The 21,027-nt window shown below is 41.0% G+C and carries 14 protein-coding genes; 5 read left to right on the top strand and 9 right to left on the bottom strand.

Annotation, left to right across the window (positions count from 1 at the left end; all coding sequences use genetic code 11):
- Positions 1 to 24: 24 nt before the first annotated feature.
- Entirely contained in the window at positions 25 to 2,268 is a 2,244-nt protein-coding gene (locus tag AC6JAD_RS08290; protein WP_461304852.1) for an inorganic phosphate transporter, read from the bottom strand.
- A 75-nt stretch (positions 2,269 to 2,343) separates the two neighbouring features.
- Positions 2,344 to 3,546 carry a porin gene (locus AC6JAD_RS08295; protein WP_461304773.1) on the bottom strand — a complete coding sequence of 401 codons (1,203 nt, stop codon included), beginning with the start codon at positions 3,544 to 3,546 and terminating at the stop codon, positions 2,344 to 2,346.
- Positions 3,547 to 3,978: 432 nt separating this feature from the next.
- Here AC6JAD_RS08295 and AC6JAD_RS08300 point away from each other — a divergent pair, with 432 nt between their 5' ends.
- Positions 3,979 to 4,353, top strand: coding sequence for a toxin-antitoxin system YwqK family antitoxin (locus AC6JAD_RS08300; protein WP_461304774.1), 375 nt, complete (start codon positions 3,979 to 3,981; stop codon positions 4,351 to 4,353).
- Positions 4,354 to 4,421: 68 nt separating this feature from the next.
- On the opposite strand, the gene AC6JAD_RS08305 is transcribed toward AC6JAD_RS08300, so the two are convergent.
- Together AC6JAD_RS08305 and AC6JAD_RS08310 are read right to left on the bottom strand one after the other, a co-directional pair.
- Positions 4,422 to 5,603, bottom strand: coding sequence for a beta-helix domain-containing protein (locus AC6JAD_RS08305; protein ID WP_461304775.1), 1,182 nt, complete (start codon positions 5,601 to 5,603; stop codon positions 4,422 to 4,424).
- Positions 5,604 to 5,627: 24 nt separating this feature from the next.
- Positions 5,628 to 8,414: a TonB-dependent receptor gene (locus tag AC6JAD_RS08310; RefSeq protein ID WP_461304776.1), complete on the bottom strand. Its 2,787-nt coding sequence runs from the start codon at positions 8,412 to 8,414 to the stop codon at positions 5,628 to 5,630.
- Positions 8,415 to 8,591: 177 nt separating this feature from the next.
- Here AC6JAD_RS08310 and dgt point away from each other — a divergent pair, with 177 nt between their 5' ends.
- Entirely contained in the window at positions 8,592 to 9,920 is a 1,329-nt protein-coding gene (gene dgt, locus AC6JAD_RS08315) for a dGTP triphosphohydrolase (protein WP_461304853.1), read from the top strand.
- Between the two features lie 122 nt (positions 9,921 to 10,042).
- Positions 10,043 to 12,652: a T9SS-dependent M36 family metallopeptidase gene (locus tag AC6JAD_RS08320; protein WP_461304777.1), complete on the top strand. Its 2,610-nt coding sequence runs from the start codon at positions 10,043 to 10,045 to the stop codon at positions 12,650 to 12,652.
- 53 nt (positions 12,653 to 12,705) lie between these two features.
- Here AC6JAD_RS08320 and AC6JAD_RS08325 read toward each other — a convergent pair whose 3' ends face one another.
- Together AC6JAD_RS08325 and AC6JAD_RS08330 are read right to left on the bottom strand one after the other, a co-directional pair.
- The gene (locus tag AC6JAD_RS08325; protein WP_461304778.1) at positions 12,706 to 14,484 is read right to left on the bottom strand and encodes a 1-deoxy-D-xylulose-5-phosphate synthase; all 1,779 of its coding nucleotides are present in this window, start codon (positions 14,482 to 14,484) and stop codon (positions 12,706 to 12,708) included.
- Between the two features lie 34 nt (positions 14,485 to 14,518).
- Positions 14,519 to 15,040, bottom strand: a complete 522-nt coding sequence (locus AC6JAD_RS08330; RefSeq protein WP_497866271.1) for an energy transducer TonB — start codon at positions 15,038 to 15,040, stop codon at positions 14,519 to 14,521.
- Positions 15,041 to 15,100: 60 nt separating this feature from the next.
- On the opposite strand from AC6JAD_RS08330, the gene AC6JAD_RS08335 reads away from it, so the two are divergent.
- Complete coding sequence (locus AC6JAD_RS08335) at positions 15,101 to 15,550, top strand: nucleoside deaminase (RefSeq protein WP_461304780.1); 450 nt, start codon at positions 15,101 to 15,103, stop codon at positions 15,548 to 15,550.
- A 48-nt stretch (positions 15,551 to 15,598) separates the two neighbouring features.
- On the opposite strand, the gene AC6JAD_RS08340 is transcribed toward AC6JAD_RS08335, so the two are convergent.
- The 3 genes from AC6JAD_RS08340 to aspS form a co-directional block, all read right to left on the bottom strand.
- Positions 15,599 to 15,796 (bottom strand): cold-shock protein, encoded by a 198-nt coding sequence (locus tag AC6JAD_RS08340; RefSeq protein ID WP_461304781.1) that lies wholly within the window; start codon positions 15,794 to 15,796, stop codon positions 15,599 to 15,601.
- 95 nt (positions 15,797 to 15,891) lie between these two features.
- A complete protein-coding gene (locus tag AC6JAD_RS08345; RefSeq protein ID WP_461304782.1) occupies positions 15,892 to 16,137 on the bottom strand; it encodes a hypothetical protein in 246 nt (81 codons plus the stop codon).
- 9 nt (positions 16,138 to 16,146) lie between these two features.
- Positions 16,147 to 17,895 (bottom strand): aspartate--tRNA ligase, encoded by a 1,749-nt coding sequence (aspS, locus tag AC6JAD_RS08350; protein ID WP_461304783.1) that lies wholly within the window; start codon positions 17,893 to 17,895, stop codon positions 16,147 to 16,149.
- Positions 17,896 to 18,098: 203 nt separating this feature from the next.
- On the opposite strand from aspS, the gene AC6JAD_RS08355 reads away from it, so the two are divergent.
- The gene (locus AC6JAD_RS08355) at positions 18,099 to 21,026 is read left to right on the top strand and encodes a SusC/RagA family TonB-linked outer membrane protein (RefSeq protein ID WP_461304784.1); all 2,928 of its coding nucleotides are present in this window, start codon (positions 18,099 to 18,101) and stop codon (positions 21,024 to 21,026) included.
- Position 21,027: the final 1 nt, after the last annotated feature.

Raw genomic sequence — 21,027 nt, forward strand, 5'->3', positions numbered from 1 at the left:
AGCTTTTCATATTGAAGGGAAGCACTATTCTCGCTTGTAGCTGGTGTAGTACTCTTCCATAAGGTTCATGATTCCATTAACAAGATCCTTCGTTTCCAATAGAATATTGAAATACAAGGTCGTGTTTTTCGGACTTGATTCTTCGGCGCGGGTTCTGTCTATCTGGGTTTGAATCTTTTCGGATATATTATTAAGGATTTGTTCCTTCTGAGCAATAACATAGCTAATTCTTTCAAACTTACGGCTATCGAACACTTCAACAATCTCATTCAACAAACCTTCCAGTGTTTCATCAATATTTTGAAGTTCTGTGATTTGCTTGTATTTTAGTTTTTTATGATTATTGTTTACGTGTTTAAAACTCTTCTTGGATATAAACTCAAGGGATTGGGCAATATCCGTTAGGTAGGCCAGGACGGTTATATAGAAGTTGCTTCCGCGAACACTTGTTTCATCCAGATTTTTGATCAAATAGAAGATATTATCCCTAAGATCTTCTATCTCGGCATCCAATTTTTCGACTCCTGTTCTACTCTTTTTAAGCACTTTATTGTCCTCATAGGATAATCCTTTAAGAACAGCGGTGTAGATTTTATTAGTGCGGGAAATAACGTTTGAAATATTATCGGCACTTTCAGAAATGATACCTTGTACGGTACTGCTTTCTGACTTCTTAAGGCTCTTAGGATCTATAGTAGTCATACTCTTTTTCCTGTGGGAAAGGTAATTGCGAACCAATAGGAGTACAGTAATTAGGAGTAGGATAGGAATCATTACTTGCTTGTTCCAATGGATAAGGAATGCAACAATCCCTGCGGCGATAAAGGCTCCGATAGCAGTAAAGAACCAACCACCAATTACGTTTAATACTCCCGCTACACGATAAACGGCACTTTCACGCCCCCATGCCTTATCTGCCAATGAAGTTCCCATGGCGACCATAAAAGTTACATAGGTGGTAGACAATGGCAATTTCATTGCTGTGGCAATGGAAATCAACACTCCGGCAACCATGAGGTTTACCGATGCACGAATCATATCGAACGCAGGTGCGTCGATACTTTGATCTTTTGTTAGTACTACTTCTGGTTTGGCAAAACTAATTGCAATTTTCTCCTTTGTCGAAGCTGGAATGAGTATCCCAAAGTACTTCCCTAATAATCTGGAACCTTTTACCACACCCCTGGAGAGCATGTTTGGTTGAAATTTCTCATGCGTATCTGTTTGACGGGATAAGCTAATTTCTGTCTCGGCTACTGTTTTGGCTTTTTTAGAAAACCATAGTGTTACCACCATAATACCTCCGGCAATGAACAATAAGAAAGGCTCTGCTGGCATTTTCTTATCCAAGACGTCCATGGCAAACTTAGAAGCATCCACTCCAGAAACCGACCATGCTTCGTATGAATGATAGGCAGCCATAGGTACACCAATGAAGTTTACGAGGTCATTACCTGAAAAGGCCAATGCCAATCCAAAGGTGCCTACTGCAATCACTACCAAAAGAATACTTTTTTTAGCGACTTTTTGAAACACGAAGGATACCAATGTAAACAATGCGAAACCTATTAGAATGATGTAGATCTCATTCCCTTCAATCAGTCCTTTTAAGTCTTTGTAATACGGAGTTCCTTTCAGTCCTTTCATAAAGATGAAGTACAAAATCGCAGTAAGGGCTACTCCTCCAAAAAGAGCTCCAAAGTTCTTTATTTTCTTTTCGTATTGAAATGTGAATATTAGTCGTGATATCCATTGAACAAAAGCTCCCACACTGAAGGCAATTACTACAGATAACAGGATTCCACTAATAATTTCAATAGCTTTTTTGGTGTTGATGTAACTTCCTAAATCTGCAATGGTCTGGGAGTCGGAACCACTAATTTTTATAAGGGACATTACCACAGCCGCCCCAAGCAAATTAAATACAATGGACACAGTCGTAGAGGTTGGAAGTCCGAGGGTATTAAAGAAATCGAGCAGTAATATATCGGTAATCATTACGGCCATAAATATGACCATGATTTCATCGAAATAGAACTGTCCTGGAACAAAAATCCCTTTTCTGGCTACTTCCATGAGACCACTAGAAAATACGGCTCCTATAAAGATTCCCAAACTGGCAACTATCATAATGGTTCGCATGGAAAGAGCTTTGGAACCGATAGCTGAATTCAAAAAGTTGATCGCATCGTTACTTACCCCTACCACGATATCGGCAACGGCAAGAATAACTAGTGCGACAAGCATTAATAAATAAATATTTTCCATTATTAATTCAAATTTCATGGTGCAAATGTCTCATTTTCCCTGAGTCCATCTGTTACCAAATTGTTATCTCTTAGCCTAAAAATGTAAGTCAAACCCAGTGCGGAACATAATGTTGTCCTCATTTCCGTCCAGAGTGCTATAGCTTATATCGGCTTGTATTTTTAATTTATGCCCAACCACATATTTCGAAAACCCGAGGGTGAATTGCTCCTCTGGGGCTCTTCCTGTGATATCTTCAAAACTTAAAGTGGTAAATCGACCTGCAACTTCATAATTGGAGTTAAACAAGTAACTCACTTGTCCATTAAAGGCACTTCCTGTAGTAACAATATCCCCAGTTGCAGTACCATCGGTTTCCACTGCCACAGGATTGTCAGCATCCCTTAACGCATATTCTCCCATAAAAGCAAAACCCTTGTATTTAAACATGGTGTCAACAAATAGGGTTGTAATATCGGTTTCATATAAAGAACCATCTTCAAGGAACATATAAGATCCGAGATTGCTTCGGGTCTTTACGGCATCTTGGTTATAATCATAGGTTACAGCCAACATAAGCTTTGGGGCTTGCTCACGCTTAAGGTCCGATTGCGAGTAATCCCCTTTTGATATAAATTTCCCAAATGGTAGAAACTCTAAGCGTCCGGTATATTGAAGTCCACCTTCATTGCCTTCGGTTACATTCCTACCTTCACCTTGAGAAATGGCAATTTTTTCGCGCATCAGGAATTTTTCCCCCAGTTGGGTGTGGTGGCGTACTTGCACTCCTACATCACGATCTATATTAAAACGACTGTTCAACAAGGAGCGGTCTATTAACTGTAGGTTACCTGAAGAGACCACACGTTCTACATTACCCGGCAGCTTGGTCTGTCCAGCCCATAATTCGAAGTTTTCCGCAAAGTTCCACATAATTACTGCGTCAAGAATATACCTCGGAGTGTTTCGGTTAAATTGGTTGGCGCCAGAAATATCCCTGTTAGAAAGCCCTAACTCTATTTTATATCTCAATTTCGGGGAATAAGCAAAACCGTCAAACTTTAATCGCGCACGACGAATAAGGAAGTTTTGTTCGCCATTTCCGTAGTTATCGCCATTATGATCCCAATTCACCATATAACGGGCCTGAAATCTTGGGGCAAATTTTACGCTGAAGGAACTATCCTTTGCGGTAAAATTTACTAGCCCCTTTCCGAATTTGGTATCGCTAATTTCTTGGGATTGGACAGTATGAATAAAAAAGATCAGTGCTACTGCTAGAAGGTAACGTAATTTCATTAAAATCGTTTTAAGTTTTTGTCGCTGCAAAGAACCTAAATCAATGTTAATTTAATGTTATGTCAAGTTTAACTTTCTGGGCGTGATTTAACACCTTTCAATCCGTTTTAAAAACAATGGGCTGCCTTGGAGAAGGCAGCCCGTACACTAGCAAAATCCAGTCGACAAAAACTTAACGATTTCATAGTGATTTTTTTGTCTTTCGACATTTACAAAGAAATAGAATGAATGTAGCCTTTGCGTAACGCTATTATTAATAAATGATTAAGAATGGTATGCTGCAACAACTTTTCAATGTTAAATTACTATATGTAAAGAATTGATAATCAAATAAATATAAAGTTAATGTAAATTTAATGTTATGAAAAGCTTTCAAAATAGTTATCAATTTTTTAACTTTGATTATCTATTAACCCAAATGAAATTGATAAGATGAAAAAGATAGTATTACTGGCTGTGGCATTATTCTGTATGAATTTGACAATGGCCCAAGATTGTAAAAAAACCTGTTTAAAGAAAGACAGCTATGTGCAGAGTGGGGATTTAATAGAAGCAACTTTATATCATGATAATGGTATGGTGGCCCAAACGGGTTTCTATACATTGGATAATAAATTACACGGAGAATGGGTAAGCTACGATTCTCAAGGAACTAAAACCGCCGTGGCAAATTATGACAATGGAAACAAGGTGGGTACTTGGAAGTTTTACCAGGGAGAGACCATTAAGGAGGTCAACTACCAAGACTCAAGGATTGCGGAAGTTAAAACATGGACCGTTACAGACACCAAGGTGGTCGTTAATTAAAGACAACCAATGCTAAGAAATAGAAAAGGCCTCCAGATGGAGGCCTTTTCATTTCGAGAAATTTAAAGTTAGTTACGAGTCCAACCCGTATTCCAACTATCGTAATCGGCACCAGTACCGTTTCCGTCACCAGAAATGAAATCTGATTCTTCGAAAACATACTCCGTGTCGTTTTTCATTTTCAGGGCAACATCTTCAAAGCTCACATTGTTAGCCGCAAGATTGCCATCAAGGACGCCTTGTCCAGTTGGGCTTTCCCCAGTATTTCCATCTAAATCGAAACCTTCTTCATATCCCTGAATCCAAACATTGTTGAATATACCTTGAGTCCCAGCTCTTAAACGAATAGCTTCATTTCCGGTAGCAGAACCCCTTCCAACAACGGTTACGTTGGTTACCGTAGGATTGGACCAGAAAGTAGGGTTGGAGTTGTTTCCGATATCGGTGTTAAATCCATCACATTCGAAAGCTTTATCATGCTCCACTCGGTGTTCTACATATACATTGGTTAAGTTTCCTGAGAAACCTTCTGTCCAATCTACAGAGTCATCTTGGGATCCAACTACGGAAATAAAAGAGGCATTTACAGTTCCGCCAAAGAATTCAATTCCATCATCCTTTCCTTCGAAAGCTTGGATGTACTCAACAGTGGTTCCGTTTCCAACTCCGTAAAAAGAGAACCCATTGTTCTCTGAAGATGCATCGGCAGCACCACCAGAATATTCAACGCGAACGTAGCGAATGGTTCCCGAATTGTCGCTGGCACTACTTCCTCCATAAGGAAGACCTCCAATTTCACTTGTAGAAGTTGCATCTCCACCAGCTACAGAATTAATAGGTGCTTTACCTAGAATGATAAGCCCTCCCCAGTCACCAGCACTTGGCGTAGCGATAGATGAAGTCATAACAATAGGACTGCTTGAAGTTCCTTCGGCGTTAATAGTAGCACCTTGTGCAATGGCTATATAAACACCGGCACCAGGGTTGGCCTTAATTACAACTCCCGCAGGGATAGTCAAAGTAGTTCCGTCGGTCATGATCAAGGCTTCTGTTAGGTTGTACTCCGTTCCAAGCTCTAGGGTTAGGTTGCTTGTCATGGTACCACCAATATTGTTATCCTCTGGGGTTTCATCTCCGTTACCACCACCTTGATTGTTTTCAATAATTACTGGAGCGGTGTCATCGCTCTCGCATCCTGTAAATACGAGTCCAGCGATCGCTAAACTGGCTAATAAAATTCTTGTTTTCATAGGTTTCATTGTTATTAGTTTTATTTAAAATTTGTATTTCAATTGTAGTGCAAGGTTTATCCCTCGCTTATAACTAGACAAGGCGATATCGCCAAAGGCTTCTGTTTCACGAATTCTTTCAATGGTAGGATCTAATAGGTTTTTAGCACTGGCATTTACCTCAAAGTTTTCGCCAATTTTGTTTTTCCAAACCAAATCAAGGGTGGGTACTGCTTTCTCTATAATGTTTCCAAGTTGTCCAGATCCAATGGCATCGATACGGTCGCTAAAGTAGGAGAACACCAAATTCGCGGTAGGTTCATACTTACCGAAAATAGGACTGTAATTAATGTCGGCATTTACAATAAATGGGGAAGCTCCTTGTAGTTCTTCACTTCTACCTTCTTCAAACGTGGTAGTAAACAATCCCTGGGAGCTTTTTAAGTCCTGATTGGTGTACATATAGGTAGCGTTTAGGCCCACGCTTAATTCGGATTTTTCATCTTCATTTAGCAATAGGTTCTTTCGCAGTTCTATTTCTGCACCGAGTACTTCTGCTTTGTCACCTGTTCTAAAGAATCGCTGAGTTCCTGTTGCATCATTGGCGATTACCTTATTGATTGGGTCATTGATTTGCTTGGCGAAGGCCGCCGCAGAGAAGATCTCCCCTTTACCAAAGAACCATTCGTATTTAAGATCTATGTTGTAGATTTCAGAAAAGGAAGGGTCATTCAATAAATCTGGGTTACCACCCACACGCTGTGTTACGTCTTCATAAACGAATGGTGTAACCTCTTTAAATTCTGGAAAGGAAACTGTTTTGCTGAAGGAGAAACGTAAGTTTTGATCCTCATTCAATCCATATTTGATATTCAAGAATGGAAGAATGTAGTTTTCCTCTGTTGATCTAAATCCTGGGTCTGTAGGTAATAAGTTGATTACGTCATAAACAATATCCTGTTGTAGTGATTCTACACGAACCCCTGGGACAATAGTCCAAGTGGTGTCGGGCTTAATCTCGGCACTTAGATAGGCCGCATGAATTCCCAAGGTTCCCTTGTACGTGTTCTCAGGATTTCCAGGAAAATTGTTACTGCCTATTCCATTACCCGGATCGAGAGGGTTGAACACGAAAGTGTTGTAGACTACGCCTAGGTTTTCTAATGAAAATACCGAGTTAAAGTTGTTTACGTCTTCCGCAGGGGTATTGGCCTCGATGAGGTCATATCCATAACGCACGTTCTCGAATTCACGCTCCTTGGTTCTTCCGTTGTAACCGGCTTTTAGGGTCAGTTTTTCGGAAGCTTTGTGCGTAAAGTCCATTCGGCCGTTAATTTCGGTATCATCAATATCTTGGAAATAACGTTGGTTATCGAATGGGATATTGTTGAAAAAGGAAGGATTCGTGCTAGGGTCGTTATCAAAGGCCAAGTCGAAACGCTCTAAACTAATACGCTTACGATCCGGCTGTCTCGAGTCTACAACATTGTAACCTACGCCCCAGTCGAATGTTAACTTCTCATCTAATTTATGGGTTCCCAATAACTGATTAACATAGATCATGTCTTGGTCAAACTGTACGTTCATCTGATAGAATCCCCTGTCGGTATCCAATATGGCATCCCTGTTTCTTCCTTGGCCATCCACACCAAAATAGGATACTTCGTCACTGGAGCTATTAATGAATAGGGAATTATAGCTGAACTTATGATCACTATCAAATTTGTAAATGATATTGGCCATAGCGGTAGTAGTGGTAGCATACTCGTAGGTTTCGGAAGCGTGGAATCGCTTCTTTTCTACAGTTGTAAAATCGACCGCTGGCCCGTCCCTAAATTCAAAATCATTGTCGAAAGAGGCCATTGCGAACAAACTAAGTTTGGAATCGTTTTTAAATTTGAAGGATGTTCCACCTGCAAAGCTGCCTGTAAAGCGTACTGGAGTGCCAGCATCTTCTGGGTCTACACCATGCGAAAGAATCACCGCAAATGGATTGTTATCGTATCGATTATAGAAACCGAATTTCCCCGTTCCTTCACTTTTTACAAAATTTTCACCAATGGATCTTGAATTGAATCCCGACCCTAATTCGATATCGATAAATCCTTTTCCGGAATAGTCCTTGGCAAGAATATTCACATTACCAGCAGAAAAGTCTCCATAGAAATCAGCGCTATATGCTTTACTAACGGAAACATTTTGGATAACATCCGAAGAAAATAGGTTGAGATCCATGTTCTTCTTTTCTATATCGTTAGAGGGAAGTGACAAACCATTGTAGGTGGTATTTAGGTAGCGATCCCCAAGCCCACGAACATAAACATTGCTTCCGCCCTCTTGTCTGGAGATACCGGAGATTTGGGTTACTGCGCCTGCCGCATCGCTTACACCTTTACGGGCAAGCTCGTCAGCTCCAATACTTTGTTTTATGGTAGTCGCTTTTTTCTGCTCTAACAGGAGCGCAACCTCACTTTCACGTTTTGTAGTAGTGGTAATGACTACCTGATCTAATTGGGCAGCACTGGCTCCCATAGGTACATTCACTGTAGTAACTTTGTTTGCCTCTACTATTACATTGGGGATTTCGACAGTTTCATACCCCACAAAACTGTATTGAATTGTGTAGGTGCCAACCGCTACATTCTCCAAGGCATATAGCCCGTCAAAATCTGAAGTGGTACCCGTATTGGTTCCTTTAATGATCACATTTGCAAAGGATAGGGGCTCATTGTTGTAGTCTTTGTCGGTTAATTTACCCACAATGGATCCGGTTTGTTGTGCTGTTACCGAAACACTGAAACATAAAATAAAAAGTAACAATAAATTTTTCATGCTGATATTTAAATTTCTCGCTGCAAAGAAACTTTAGGAGTGTAAAGACTGTGTTATCCACAAATTATCCTTAGGTCATTTCAAGGTTAGATAATTGTTAAGGGCGTAACATTCAATTTTTCTCCTCTTAAAGAAGGTAAAACTCGTATCTTGGCTACCCATAATCTGTATAGTATGATGCAATGGGAACAACTCCTTTCTTTGCGCAGACAAGGAGATACCAATAAACGCCTTAGAATTGAGCAAGATGAGACCCGTTTGGGTTTCGAAGTAGACTATGATCGGGTAATTTTCTCTTCCGCCTTTCGAAGCTTACAAGACAAAACGCAGGTCATACCTATGTCTAAAACCTCTTTTGTACATACCCGTCTCACTCATAGCTTGGAAGTTTCTGTAGTGGGGCGATCGTTGGGCCGGGCCGTTGGGAAAAAGCTACTGGAAAGACATCCCCATCTCCGGGAAACCCATGGCTACCGTTTTAACGATTTTGGGGCCATTGTGGCAGCAGCAGCATTGGCACATGATATAGGAAACCCTCCTTTTGGCCATAGCGGAGAAAAGGCCATTGGGGATTATTTTTTGAATGGAAGGGGCCAAAGATTTAAAGGACAACTCACGGACAAGCAATACCAAGATCTTGTTGATTTCGAAGGGAATGCCAACGGCTTTAAGATCCTTTCGGAATCCAAAGATGGAGTAGATGGTGGCTTGCGGTTAAGTTATGCTACCCTGGGAGCATTTACCAAATATCCCAAGGAGTCCTTACCTAAGAAACCAACGAATCATATTGCCGATAAAAAGTATGGTGTTTTTCAAGGGGACGTCGCTTTTTTTAAGGAAGTGGCAAAAGAACTTGGTCTTATCTCACATGGTGAAGATCGTCATGCCCGCCATCCTTTGGCATTTTTAGTGGAAGCGGCAGATGACATTTGCTACACCATCATAGACTTTGAAGATGGGATCAATTTAGGTCTTATCGAGGAGGAATTTGCGTTAGAATACCTCATTAACCTTGTAAAGGATACAATTAACCGCGACAAGTATAACAAGCTGGAGAAGGCCAGTGATCGTTTGGCGTATTTGCGTTCCTTGGCTATTAGTACATTGATTGGAGAAGCGGTTTCCATTTTTTTGAAGAATGAAGAGGCCATTCTAAAAGGGGAATTCTCAGAAGCACTGCTAGATAGAAGTCAGTATCAAGCACAGATTAGCGACATCCTTAAAATTTCAGTGGAGAAAATCTATAGGAGCTCCGAAGTGATAGACAAAGAAATTACGGGCTATCATATCCTTTCAACATTGTTGGATGCACTCACCACCGCCTTCGAAAATAAGAAAGAAGGGAATTTCAGGCATTACGATGATCTTTTGCTGAAAAGTACTGGGATGGATACACATGCTATTGAGGACACCTATGTATTTGCGATGAAAGTTTGTTCTTTCATCTCCCAGTTAACCGACGGGAAATCCTTGCAAATATTCAATAAAATGAGCGGTAAATTGTGATATTTTCAACTGATACGAGCTTATTATAAAAATAAGATAGTATATTTATGAACTTTTTGCCTATACCTATTTATAGTGCAAAAAGTTAATCTTAATTAATTGTTCATCATAAACTAAAGACTATGAAAAAATTACTTTACCTGTTTGCCTTCCTTACGGTAGGTGTGGCAGGAGCCCAAGACTATGCGCAAGCAGTTCAGTCTTACATGAGCAGCAACCGTGATGCTTATGGGTTAACTACACAAGATGTAGAATCTATTTCGGTGTTGTCACAGAGTACTTCAAGAAGTATGGAAGTGACGAATGTATATGCTAACCAGCAATACAATGGAATCGATGTATTCAATTCAACTTCTAGTTTCGCAATTAAGAATGGTCAAGTAGTATACGCTGCTACTCCTTCTTTTACTGCTAACTTAGCAAGCAAGATTAATACAACCAATCCTTCATTGGATGCAGCTGCAGCCATTAATAGAGCGGCTTCTTCTCTTTCGTTGAACGCTCCTACGGCTTTGGAATTATTGAACGTAGAAGGTAATACCTATCTATATTCAAATGGTGGAATTTCAACTGAAGAAATTCCTGTTTCTTTGGTGTATCAACCTCTTGAGAACAATACAGTTCGTTTGGCTTGGGACCTAAGTATCTATCTTTTAGATGGAAGCCACTGGTACAGTGTTCGTATCGATGCTCTAAGTGGAGCATTGTTGGATACTACAGATTGGGTTGTTAGCTGTGACTTTGGTCCAGGAGAGCACTCTCATTCTGGAGAGGCTACTGCTGGAAACATGTTGTTTAAAAATGAAGCAGCTCCTGCAGCTCCTTCAGCAGCACTTACAGAAGGATCTTATAGAGTATTCCCAATTCCATTCAGAAATCCAGTTGACCATGGAACCAGCAACGGTGAATTGGTAGCAGATCCAGAAGATGCTACGGCTTCTCCTTTCGGATGGCATGATACTGATGGTGCCGCTGGTGCGGAATTTACTATCACACGTGGAAACAATGTATGGTCTCAAGAAGATGCTAATGGAAATAACGGTACTGGGTTCTCACCTGATGGTGGCGCTTCTTTAGTATTCGATTTCGATTACAACCTTCCAGCTCAACCTGTAGATTTCCAATCTGCAGCAATTACAAACTTATTCTACTGGAACAACATTATCCATGATCTTACGTACCACTACGGTTTCGATGAAGAGAGTGGTAACTTCCAAGAGAACAACTACGGAAACCCAGGAAACGGAAGTGACTCTGTATTGGCAGATGCACAAGATGGATCTGGTACCAACAATGCAAACTTTGGAACTCCACCAGATGGAGGTAACCCAAGAATGCAAATGTTCTTATGGACTACGCTTGTTGTAGGAGATATTCTTTTAATCAACGAAGGTCCATTGGCTGGATTCCATGAAGGAGTACCTGCTGCTTTTGGTGCGCCAATTCCTGTGCCACCATTAACTGAAGACATCGTTGTTGTTATCGATGATGACAGTGGAGCTTCTACTGACCCGAATGATGCTTGTGACGTTATCACAAACGGAGCAGACCTAAACGGTAAGATCGCTATCCTAAATAGAGGATCCTGTGAGTTCGGAACTAAAGCACTTAATGCTCAAAATGCCGGTGCAATCGCCGTAATCGTTAAGTACATCCCTACCGATGGTGGAGCTGTATATCCTTTCGAAATGGGTGCTGGTGCTGATGGAGGATCTGTAACAATTCCTGCATTCCTAGTTCCGGAAGCTGTTGGAGATGCAATTATTGCAGACATCAACTCTAATGGACCATTAAATGGAACGATCGATGGAACTAACACTGGTGGTTTCGTAGATGGAGACTTAGATAACGAAATCGTTGTTCACGAATATGGACATGGAGTTTCTAACCGTCTTACTGGTGGACCAGTAAACGTAAGCTGTTTGAATAACACAGAGCAAATGGGAGAAGGATGGAGTGATTACCTAGGCTTAGTAATGACTATGCAAACTGGTGACACTGGTGCAGATATCAGAGGATTGGCATCTTATGCATCTCAAAACCCTGCTGGAATTAGACCAACTGCTTACAGTACAGATATGTCTATTAACGGAGCTACGTATGGAGACATAGGTGGATTGTCTATTCCTCACGGAGTAGGATACGTATGGGCAACTGCTCTTTGGGATATGACTTGGTTATTGATTGACCAGTACGGATTCGATGACGATCTTTACAATGGTACAGGTGGTAATAACATCGCCCTTCAATTAGTAATGGATGGAATGAAGTTACAGCCATGTAGCCCAGGATTTGTTGACGGACGTGATGCGATCCTTGAAGCTGACATGCTAGCGAACGCAGGTGCTAACCAGTGTCTTATCTGGGAAGCTTTTGCAGGTCGTGGTCTAGGATCTAGTGCCGACCAAGGAAGTTCTGCTTCTGTGGTAGATGGTACAGAAGCTTTCGACTTACCAGCTGAGTGTTCTGCAGGTCTAGGAGATAACAACTTCGACAATAACTTCCAGATTTATCCTAACCCATCAAACGGTGAGATTAACATCAGTTCTGTTATTAGCTTAGGAACTACTAAAGTTTCTATCTTCGACATGAACGGAAGACAAGTATTCTCTCAAGATGTTGAGATTGGAAACAGAGCTTCAATCAATGCTACTAGTTTAACAACTGGTGTATACATTATCAAGATTGATGGTGGTAACTACGAGCACACTTCTAAATTGATTATTCAGTAATCATTAGAAATTAGATAAACCAAAAGGGCCTCTCATTCGAGAGGCCCTTTTTTTTACAAATGTTTTTTAAGTACTGAAATTATCTTTGCTGAAGAAATTCCGGAGATGTCTTGAAGTTGGGCAATGCTACCGTGTTCCGGGAACTGGTCGGGAATACCCAAAACTTCAATGGGGTTCTTGTAGTTGTGCCTAGCAGCAAATTCCAAGATTGCAGATCCAAATCCACCCGCAATGACTCCATCTTCAACTGTAACTATGGCGTCATAAGAATTGAATAAGGTGTGAAGTAAGTCTTTATCTAAAGGCTTAACAAACCTCATATCATAATGGCCAATACTGTTGTTGGAGGATTTTTCAATTTCTTCGATAGCATCGGTCACATTCTGCGAAATGAAGCCAACGGATAGCATGGCCATTGTACCTTCTTGTTTAAGACAAACGCCTTTTCCCCATTCAATAGGGCTGAATTCTTTTTGCCAATCCCTAATATTACCTCGTCCCCTGGGATACCTAATTGCCAAAGGTTCGGTAAGGCCCAATTGTGCGGTATACAATATGTTTCTTAATTCAATAGCATTTCTTGGAGCACAAATGGTGAGGTTGGGAATGCATCTTAGATAGGCTAAGTCGAAAATACCATGATGCGTTGCCCCGTCTTCACCTACCAATCCAGCGCGATCCAAACAAAAGATTACGGGAAGCTTTTGCAAACAAACATCATGAATAACTTGATCGTAAGCGCGCTGTAAAAATGTAGAATAAATATTGCAGTACACGATCATTCCTTGGGTGGCTAATCCAGCGGCCAAGGTAACAGCATGTTGTTCGGCAATTCCCACGTCGAAAGCCCTTTCGGGAAACTGCTCCATCATATATTTAAGGGAACTACCAGTAGGCATTGCAGGAGTAATTCCCATAATGCGCTCGTTTTGTGAAGCCAACTCTAAAAGGGTCTTTCCGAACACATCTTGAAACTTTGGGGGTAAACCATTACTGTTCTTGGGTAACAAGTCGCCCGTTTTCGCATCGAACTTTCCGGGAGAGTGATATTTTACTTGATCTTCTTCGGCCTGACGCAAACCTTTTCCCTTTTTTGTGATAACATGGAGGAGCTTGGGTCCATTTATTTGCTTTAGACGCTCTAGTTCTGTGAGCAAATCGTCTAGGTTATGTCCATCGACTGGCCCAGAATAGTTGAAGTTCAAAGCTTCAAAAATATTGTCGCTATCTGGAGCATTGTCCAATGTTACTTTGGTGAGGTAGTCTTTTAGTGCGCCAACACTTGGATCAATTCCTATGGCATTGTCATTTAGTATGACTAGTACATTTGTATTTGTAACTCCAGCATGGTTTAATGCTTCGAAAGCCATTCCGCTGGCAATGGAAGCGTCACCCACTACTGCTATATGTTGACGGTCCCTATTTCCATTGAGCTGCGATCCTATTGCCATACCAAGAGCTGCAGATATAGAGGTGCTACTATGGCCTACCCCAAAGGTGTCGTAAGGGCTTTCACTTCGTTTGGGAAAACCACTAATGCCGTCCAATTGCCGGTTGGTGTGGAAAATGTCCTTTCTGCCCGTAAGGATTTTATGGCCGTACGCCTGATGCCCTACATCCCAAACCAATAAATCGTTTGGAGTGTCGAAAATATAGTGCAAGGCAATCGTTAATTCTACCACACCTAAACTGGCCCCAAGATGTCCCTCTTTTACCGCAACAATATTTATAATGAAGTCCCTGAGCTCACTAGCAAGCTGGGGAAGATCCTTTCGGTCAAGATTTCGAAGATCCTCAGGTAGATTGATTTCTGAAAGTAGGTTGTCTTTCACACATCAAAGATACGGTTATTGAAAATTTGTTCCCTTATTTGTCTTCGGGATAATATCTGATGGGTAAGCTATATGTAACAGCCACCTTTTTGGAATCGCGAACCCCGGGCTCAAATTTTGGAAGACAATTGATAATTTCCAAAGTGTAAGCTTCCATTTCTTTATTCCTTGCCCTAACTTCAATATGTGATACTTCGCCGGTATTTTCAATTATGAACTGAACCGCAATACTTTGCACCCCTGACCAATAAGGGTCATTAAGAATAGGGGCATCAAAGTTTGCCACGATATACTCCTTTATCTGTTCTTGAAAATATTTCGGTTCATTTCTTTCTAACGGTTTGCCCAAAAAATAAGGAAGGGTATCTGTCTGAAATATGGTGTATGGTTCTTTCGCTACCTGTGGTTCAGTACCAAAACCGCAGCCAATGGTGATCGATTCATTATGGGTGGTGTTAGGTGGTGAATCTTCCTGTGCACAAAGGGTTGGTGCTTTAATGATGAAAAGACAGAATAGTATGAGTAGCTGTTTGTGCATAGGGTTACTTTCTTTCAATCTATCAATTTTTGTGCCCAAGGAGTTTTATGGGGGCGCATAATTTGTAACTTTGAAATCATGATACAACCATACGATGACACCTACTTTATGAAGCGAGCCATACAGGAAGCCGAGGCGGCTTTTGAAAAGGGAGAAGTTCCTGTGGGTGCTTTAGTTGTTGTGAACAATCAAATTATTGCCAGGGCACATAATCTAACGGAAACCCTGAATGATGTTACGGCACATGCCGAAATGCAGGCCATTACGGCCGCAGCCAATTATATAGGTGGTAAATACCTAACAGATTGTACCCTATATGTTACCTTGGAGCCTTGCCAAATGTGTGCCGGAGCATTGTATTGGAGTCAGGTTTCCAAAATTGTGTACGGTGCAAGGGACGATCAAAGAGGTTGTACGGTTATGGGAACACAATTGCATCCTAAGACCAAAATGATAGGGGGCGTCCTTGCAGAGGAATGTTCAATCTTATTGAAGCGTTTTTTTGTAGAGAAAAGGAACTTAAACTAAAAAACCCGCTTCTTTAGCGGGTTTTGAGTCTGGCAAGCGTATTATATCTTATTCGTATACTACCCTGATTTTCGTTGCGACCATTCCTTTTCTTCCTTCAGTTTCCTCATACTCCACTTTGTCGCCTTCGTTGATAGCTTCTCCGTTTAAACCTGTTACGTGAACGAAGATATCTTTTCCTGTTTCACTGTTGGTAATGAAGCCATAACCTTTGGACTCGTTAAAAAACTTTACTGTTCCTTCCATTGTAATAAATAATAATTAATAATAATGGGTAAAGGTACATTAATTATATTTTCAAATGTTAAGAAAATATGACTATTTTGGAAAAAGTAGCTGATTTACAGATTTTTCTGATCACTTTCTTCCCTCATCTTTTCGATGTTTTCTTTTGTAAGCATATAATCCTTAACACTTTTACCCTTCCATCTATGGTAAATAAATAGCGGCATCCAAACAAAAAACACCGCGGCTACGGAAATTCCAATACAAAACTCACCTGTTTTATAGTCGGTAGGTTTTATGTAAAGCCCGTAGCTTAAAGTTGCGACTATTCCCAGAAAGATTAAGATCAAGAATGTTCGCATAGGATGCTCTTATAGGTTCAGTTTCAAATTGAGTTCTTCCAGTTGGGTTTCATCAATAGGAGCTGGAGCGTCGATCATGACATCCCTTCCAGCGTTATTCTTAGGAAAGGCGATGAAGTCACGAATCGTTTCTTGTCCACCCAAGATAGCTACCAATCTGTCCAGTCCGAAGGCAATCCCACCATGAGGAGGGGCACCATATTGAAAGGCATCCATAAGGAAGCCAAATTGTGCTTTGGCTTCTTCGGGGCTAAACCCTAAGTAATCGAACATTTTGCTCTGTATTTCTTTATCGTGGATACGAATGGAGCCTCCTCCAATTTCGTTTCCATTGAGCACAAGGTCGTAGGCATTTGCCTTAACCTCACCCGGATTTGTTTTCAATAACTCCATTTGTCCCGGTTTTGGGGAAGTAAATGGATGGTGCATTGCATGGTAGCGCTCCGTTTCTTCATCCCACTCCAACAACGGAAAATCTATGACCCATAGTGGTGCAAACTCATCGGCTTTTCGTAAGCCCAAGCGTTCGGCCAATTCCATTCGTAAGGCACTTAATTGTGTTCTTACTTTATGGGTATCGCCGGAAAGGACACAAATAAGGTCCCCAGGTTGGGCATTGGTAACTTGAGCCCATTTAGCAAGATCTTCTTGGTCATAGAATTTATCGACCGAAGATTTGTAGCTCCCATCATCATTACAGCGGCAGTAAACCATACCCATGGCACCTACTTGTGGGCGTTTTACCCAATCGATTAGTTTATCAATTTCTTTTCTAGTGTAGCTATTTCCACCAGGCACAGCGATGCCTACCACCAGTTCGGCAGAATTGAATACATTGAATTCCTTGTGCTGCGCTACTTCATTAAGCTCACCGAATTTCATTCCAAAGCGAATATCTGGCTTGTCATTCCCATAAGTGCGCATGGCGTCGTCGTAGGTCATTCTTGGGAACTCACCTGTTTCGACCCCATTAATTTCTTTCAATAAATGCCTGGTAAGGCCTTCGAAGGTATTGAGGATGTCTTCTTGTTCCACAAAAGTCATCTCGCAATCAATTTGCGTGAATTCCGGTTGCCTATCGGCTCTTAGGTCTTCATCTCGAAAGCATTTCACTATTTGAAAATAACGATCTATTCCACCAACCATCAACAGTTGCTTAAAGGTCTGCGGCGATTGGGGAAGGGCGTAGAACTGACCTTCATTCATGCGGCTGGGCACTACAAAATCCCTTGCGCCTTCTGGTGTTGACTTAATAAGGTAGGGTGTTTCTACATCGATAAAGTTTTTATTCGATAGGTAATTACGGACAGCCATAGATACCTTGTGCCTAAATATAAGGTTGTCACGCACTGGCTTGCGTCTTATATCCAGGTATCGGTACTTCATTCGTACATCTTCCCCACCATCGGTCTGGTCTTCTATAGTAAAGGGAGGGGTAAGGGATTCGTTCAATAAAGTGAACTCCGATACCAATACCTCTATATCCCCTGTGGGTATATTTGGATTTTTAGACTCGCGTTCTATGACAGTTCCCGTAGCCTGAATCACAAACTCCCTTCCCAGTTGGGAAGCCATATCCATCACTTCTTTGGAGGTTCGTTCTTCATCGAATATTAATTGGGTAAGGCCGTAACGGTCCCTTAAATCTACCCAGATCATAAACCCTTTGTTACGAATTTTTTGTACCCATCCGGATATCGTAACGGTCTTATTTATATGCTCGAAACGGAGTTCTCCGTTGTTGTGTGTTCTATACATTTCTATTGTTTCAGAAAAAGGAGGTGCAAATTTATAAAGATTATCGGGGATAACCTTGAATTCTTAAAAGAAGCTATCTCAAATTGAGACTCTTGCAAAAGAATCTGTAATTTTGAATGATTCTATTGAAAAAAATAGAATATTCTTTGGTTTAAGTGAAGAATTACTACTATTTTCGAACGATTAACAAAAACTTAATAATTATGAAACAAACCAACTTTAATTACAGGATACTCCTGTTTTTATTGCTTTTTCCTTGTTTCGTGTTTGCTCAGAATACGATCACAGGAAAAGTGAGTGCAGAAAATGGTGACCCCGTTCCTTTTGCGAACGTAATAGAAAAGGGGACTACCAATGGTACCACAACAGATTTTGACGGTAGCTATTCTATTGATGTTTCCAATCTTCCGGTAACGTTAGAATTTTCGTCTTTAGGATTTACTACTGTTGAGCAGCAGGTTAGCTCTGCGGGTGCCGTAGATGTTACCCTGGCCGAATCTGCTCAAGCATTAGAGGAAGTAGTTATAACGGGTCTGGGTACTTCGATAAAAAGGGCCAATGCAGCAAATGCGGTTTCTAGTGTTTCTTCCGAGGAATTGGTAGGAACTACTGGCCAATCCACTGTTGATGGAGCACTTTATGGTAAAGTAACCGGGGTTAATATTACCTCTTCTTCTGGAGCACCAGGGGGTGGTTTTGCATTACGTTTACGTGGTATTTCCTCTATTAATGGAAATAACCAGCCACTTATTATTGTGGATGGGGTATACGTAAACAATGTGGAGATTCCTTCAGGTCTTCGTTTTGCTTCTGGTGCAAACCGAGCAAATGAGGAGAATGCCGGTAACCGTTTAGCAGATTTAGATCCGAACGATATTGCGGATATCGAAATCCTAAAAGGTTCGTCTGCAGCTGCCATTTATGGTCAGCGTGGTAATGCCGGGGTTATTATCATTACTACAAAAAGAGGTAGTAGAGGTAAAACCAGAATTAACTTTGCCCAAGATGTTGGGATCAACAAAATTGCTAACCCTCTAGGTCTACGTCCTTGGACAGCACAGTCTGTAGAAGATGTATTTGGACCTGAAGAAAGAGCTAAGTACGATGCGGTAATTGCCGCTAGAGGAGAGCTCTATGACTATGAGGATATCATTTACGGAGAAACAGGATTCATTACTGAAACACGTTTAAGTGCTTCCGGTGGTGATGAGAAAACCAAGTTCTATGTAGGTGGTAGTTTCCGTGACGAACAAGGTATTATTAAAAATACTGGGTTCGATCGTTTGTCCTTAAGAGCAAACATAGATCATAAAATCTCTAATACTTTCGATATTGTATCTACAAGTAACTATGTTAGAAGTGGTGCAAGTCGTAGTTTCACGGGTAATGAAAATGAAGGTGGTTTGAGTTATGGATATAACTTGGCCTTTACGCGTCCTTGGAATAACCTTTTCCCGGATGCGCAAGGTAATTACCCAAATAACCCAACTTTTGCTGGTAACCCAGTTTTTGTAAGGGACAAAGCAATCAATGAAGACTCAAACAACCGTTTCATTCAAGGTTTAACTTTGAACACAAACGTTTTGAACACGGATAAGAACCGTGTGAAAATGATCTTCAGTGGTGGTGTAGATTACCTTTCTAATGAGACCTATGTATATGTACCAGAAACGCACCAATCGCACCCTGACCCAGACAATCCTGGATTTATAGCTGTTGGTAACAACAACTTTACACAGTTCAACTCACAAGCAATTGCGGTATGGAATCACGATGCTAATGAAGACTTAGCATTGACCACCCAAGCGGGTATGACGTATTTATATCAAGATTTTGATAATGTACTGACTACAGGAGCTGGACTACTTGCTGGACAGACAAGTGTAGATAACTCTGCTGTACAGACAATCTTCCAGACCAAGCAAAGAGAACAAGATTTCGGTATGTTTGGACAGGTAGAAGCTAACTATAAGGATCAATTCATCGCAACTGTTGGATATCGTTTAGATAAGTCAACACGTAATGGAGACCCTAATGAGTTCTATGGCTTCCCAAAAGCATCTTTGGCAGTTAACCTTGCTAATATGGACTTCTGGAGTGTAGATGCCCTTAACCAAGTTAAGCTACGTGCTGCCTATGGTGAAACGGGTAACCCTGCTCAGTTTGGTTCTACATTCACAAGTTATGTGAGTACTACTATTGGAGGACCTGCAGGTCAGACATTAGGAGGACTAAAAGGAGATCCAGATGTACAACCAGAAACAGCACGAGAGCTTGAATTTGGTTTAGACCTTGGAATCCTTGACAGTAGAATTAACTTAGAAGCTACTTACTATAACAAACAAGTAGATGATCTTATCTTGACTAGAGCATTGCCAGGTTCATCTGGATTTACTCAGGAAAGAACAAACCTTGCCGACCTTAAGAACACAGGGGTTGAATTAGCGGTAACTGCAGATATTTTTGAAGCCGAGGATTTCGCTTGGAATACAAGAGTACAGTGGTACAAGAACGTTTCTGAGGTAACTCGTTTAGACGTTCCTGCATTTGCTCAGCCAGGTGCTGGATTCGGTACAGGTTTAGGTACATTCTTCATCGAAGAAGGTCAGCCAGTAACTCAGTTGGTAGGTAATATCGACGGTGAGCTAACTCAAGTAGGTGATGTAGAGCCTGATTTCCAAATGGCTTGGAGTAACAATATTACCTTATTTAAGGATTGGGACCTTTCTTTCTTATTCCAAATGAAACAAGGAGGGGAAAACCTTAACCTTTCTAGATTCTTAACTGACTTAGGTCAGACTTCTGAAGACTTAGAAACTCAAGCTGGGCAAGATCGTTTAGTATCGCCAACCAATGCACTTCGTTTTGTGGAAGATGCTGGTTATATAAGATTACGTGAAGCAGCTTTATACTATAGTATTCCAACTAAATTCATCGATAACGTATTTGGAGGTAATGTAGAAGGAGTTAAATTAGGTGTATCTGGTAGAAATATCTTTACCATTACAGACTACAGCAGCTACGATCCTGAAACATCTGTAAATGGTGGAGCGGGACTATCGAGTGGAATCGAGGTAACTCCTTTCCCAAGTTCGCGACAAGTGTACTTCCACTTAAATGTTAACTTTTAAT

This window comes from Aureisphaera sp., from assembly GCF_059726885.1.

Bases quoted from the DNA above. Each gene is read 5' to 3' on its own strand.
- AC6JAD_RS08290 (WP_461304852.1), bottom strand. From the start codon at position 2,268: ATGGAAAATATTTATTTATTAATGCTTGTCGCACTAGTTATTCTTGCC.
- AC6JAD_RS08295 (WP_461304773.1), bottom strand. From the start codon at position 3,546: ATGAAATTACGTTACCTTCTAGCAGTAGCACTGATCTTTTTTATTCAT.
- AC6JAD_RS08300 (WP_461304774.1), top strand. From the start codon at position 3,979: ATGAAAAAGATAGTATTACTGGCTGTGGCATTATTCTGTATGAATTTG.
- AC6JAD_RS08305 (WP_461304775.1), bottom strand. From the start codon at position 5,603: ATGAAAACAAGAATTTTATTAGCCAGTTTAGCGATCGCTGGACTCGTA.
- AC6JAD_RS08310 (WP_461304776.1), bottom strand. From the start codon at position 8,414: ATGAAAAATTTATTGTTACTTTTTATTTTATGTTTCAGTGTTTCGGTA.
- dgt (WP_461304853.1), top strand. From the start codon at position 8,592: ATGCAATGGGAACAACTCCTTTCTTTGCGCAGACAAGGAGATACCAAT.
- AC6JAD_RS08320 (WP_461304777.1), top strand. From the start codon at position 10,043: ATGAAAAAATTACTTTACCTGTTTGCCTTCCTTACGGTAGGTGTGGCA.
- AC6JAD_RS08335 (WP_461304780.1), top strand. From the start codon at position 15,101: ATGATACAACCATACGATGACACCTACTTTATGAAGCGAGCCATACAG.
- AC6JAD_RS08340 (WP_461304781.1), bottom strand. From the start codon at position 15,796: ATGGAAGGAACAGTAAAGTTTTTTAACGAGTCCAAAGGTTATGGCTTC.
- AC6JAD_RS08345 (WP_461304782.1), bottom strand. From the start codon at position 16,137: ATGCGAACATTCTTGATCTTAATCTTTCTGGGAATAGTCGCAACTTTA.
- aspS (WP_461304783.1), bottom strand. From the start codon at position 17,895: ATGTATAGAACACACAACAACGGAGAACTCCGTTTCGAGCATATAAAT.
- AC6JAD_RS08355 (WP_461304784.1), top strand. From the start codon at position 18,099: ATGAAACAAACCAACTTTAATTACAGGATACTCCTGTTTTTATTGCTT.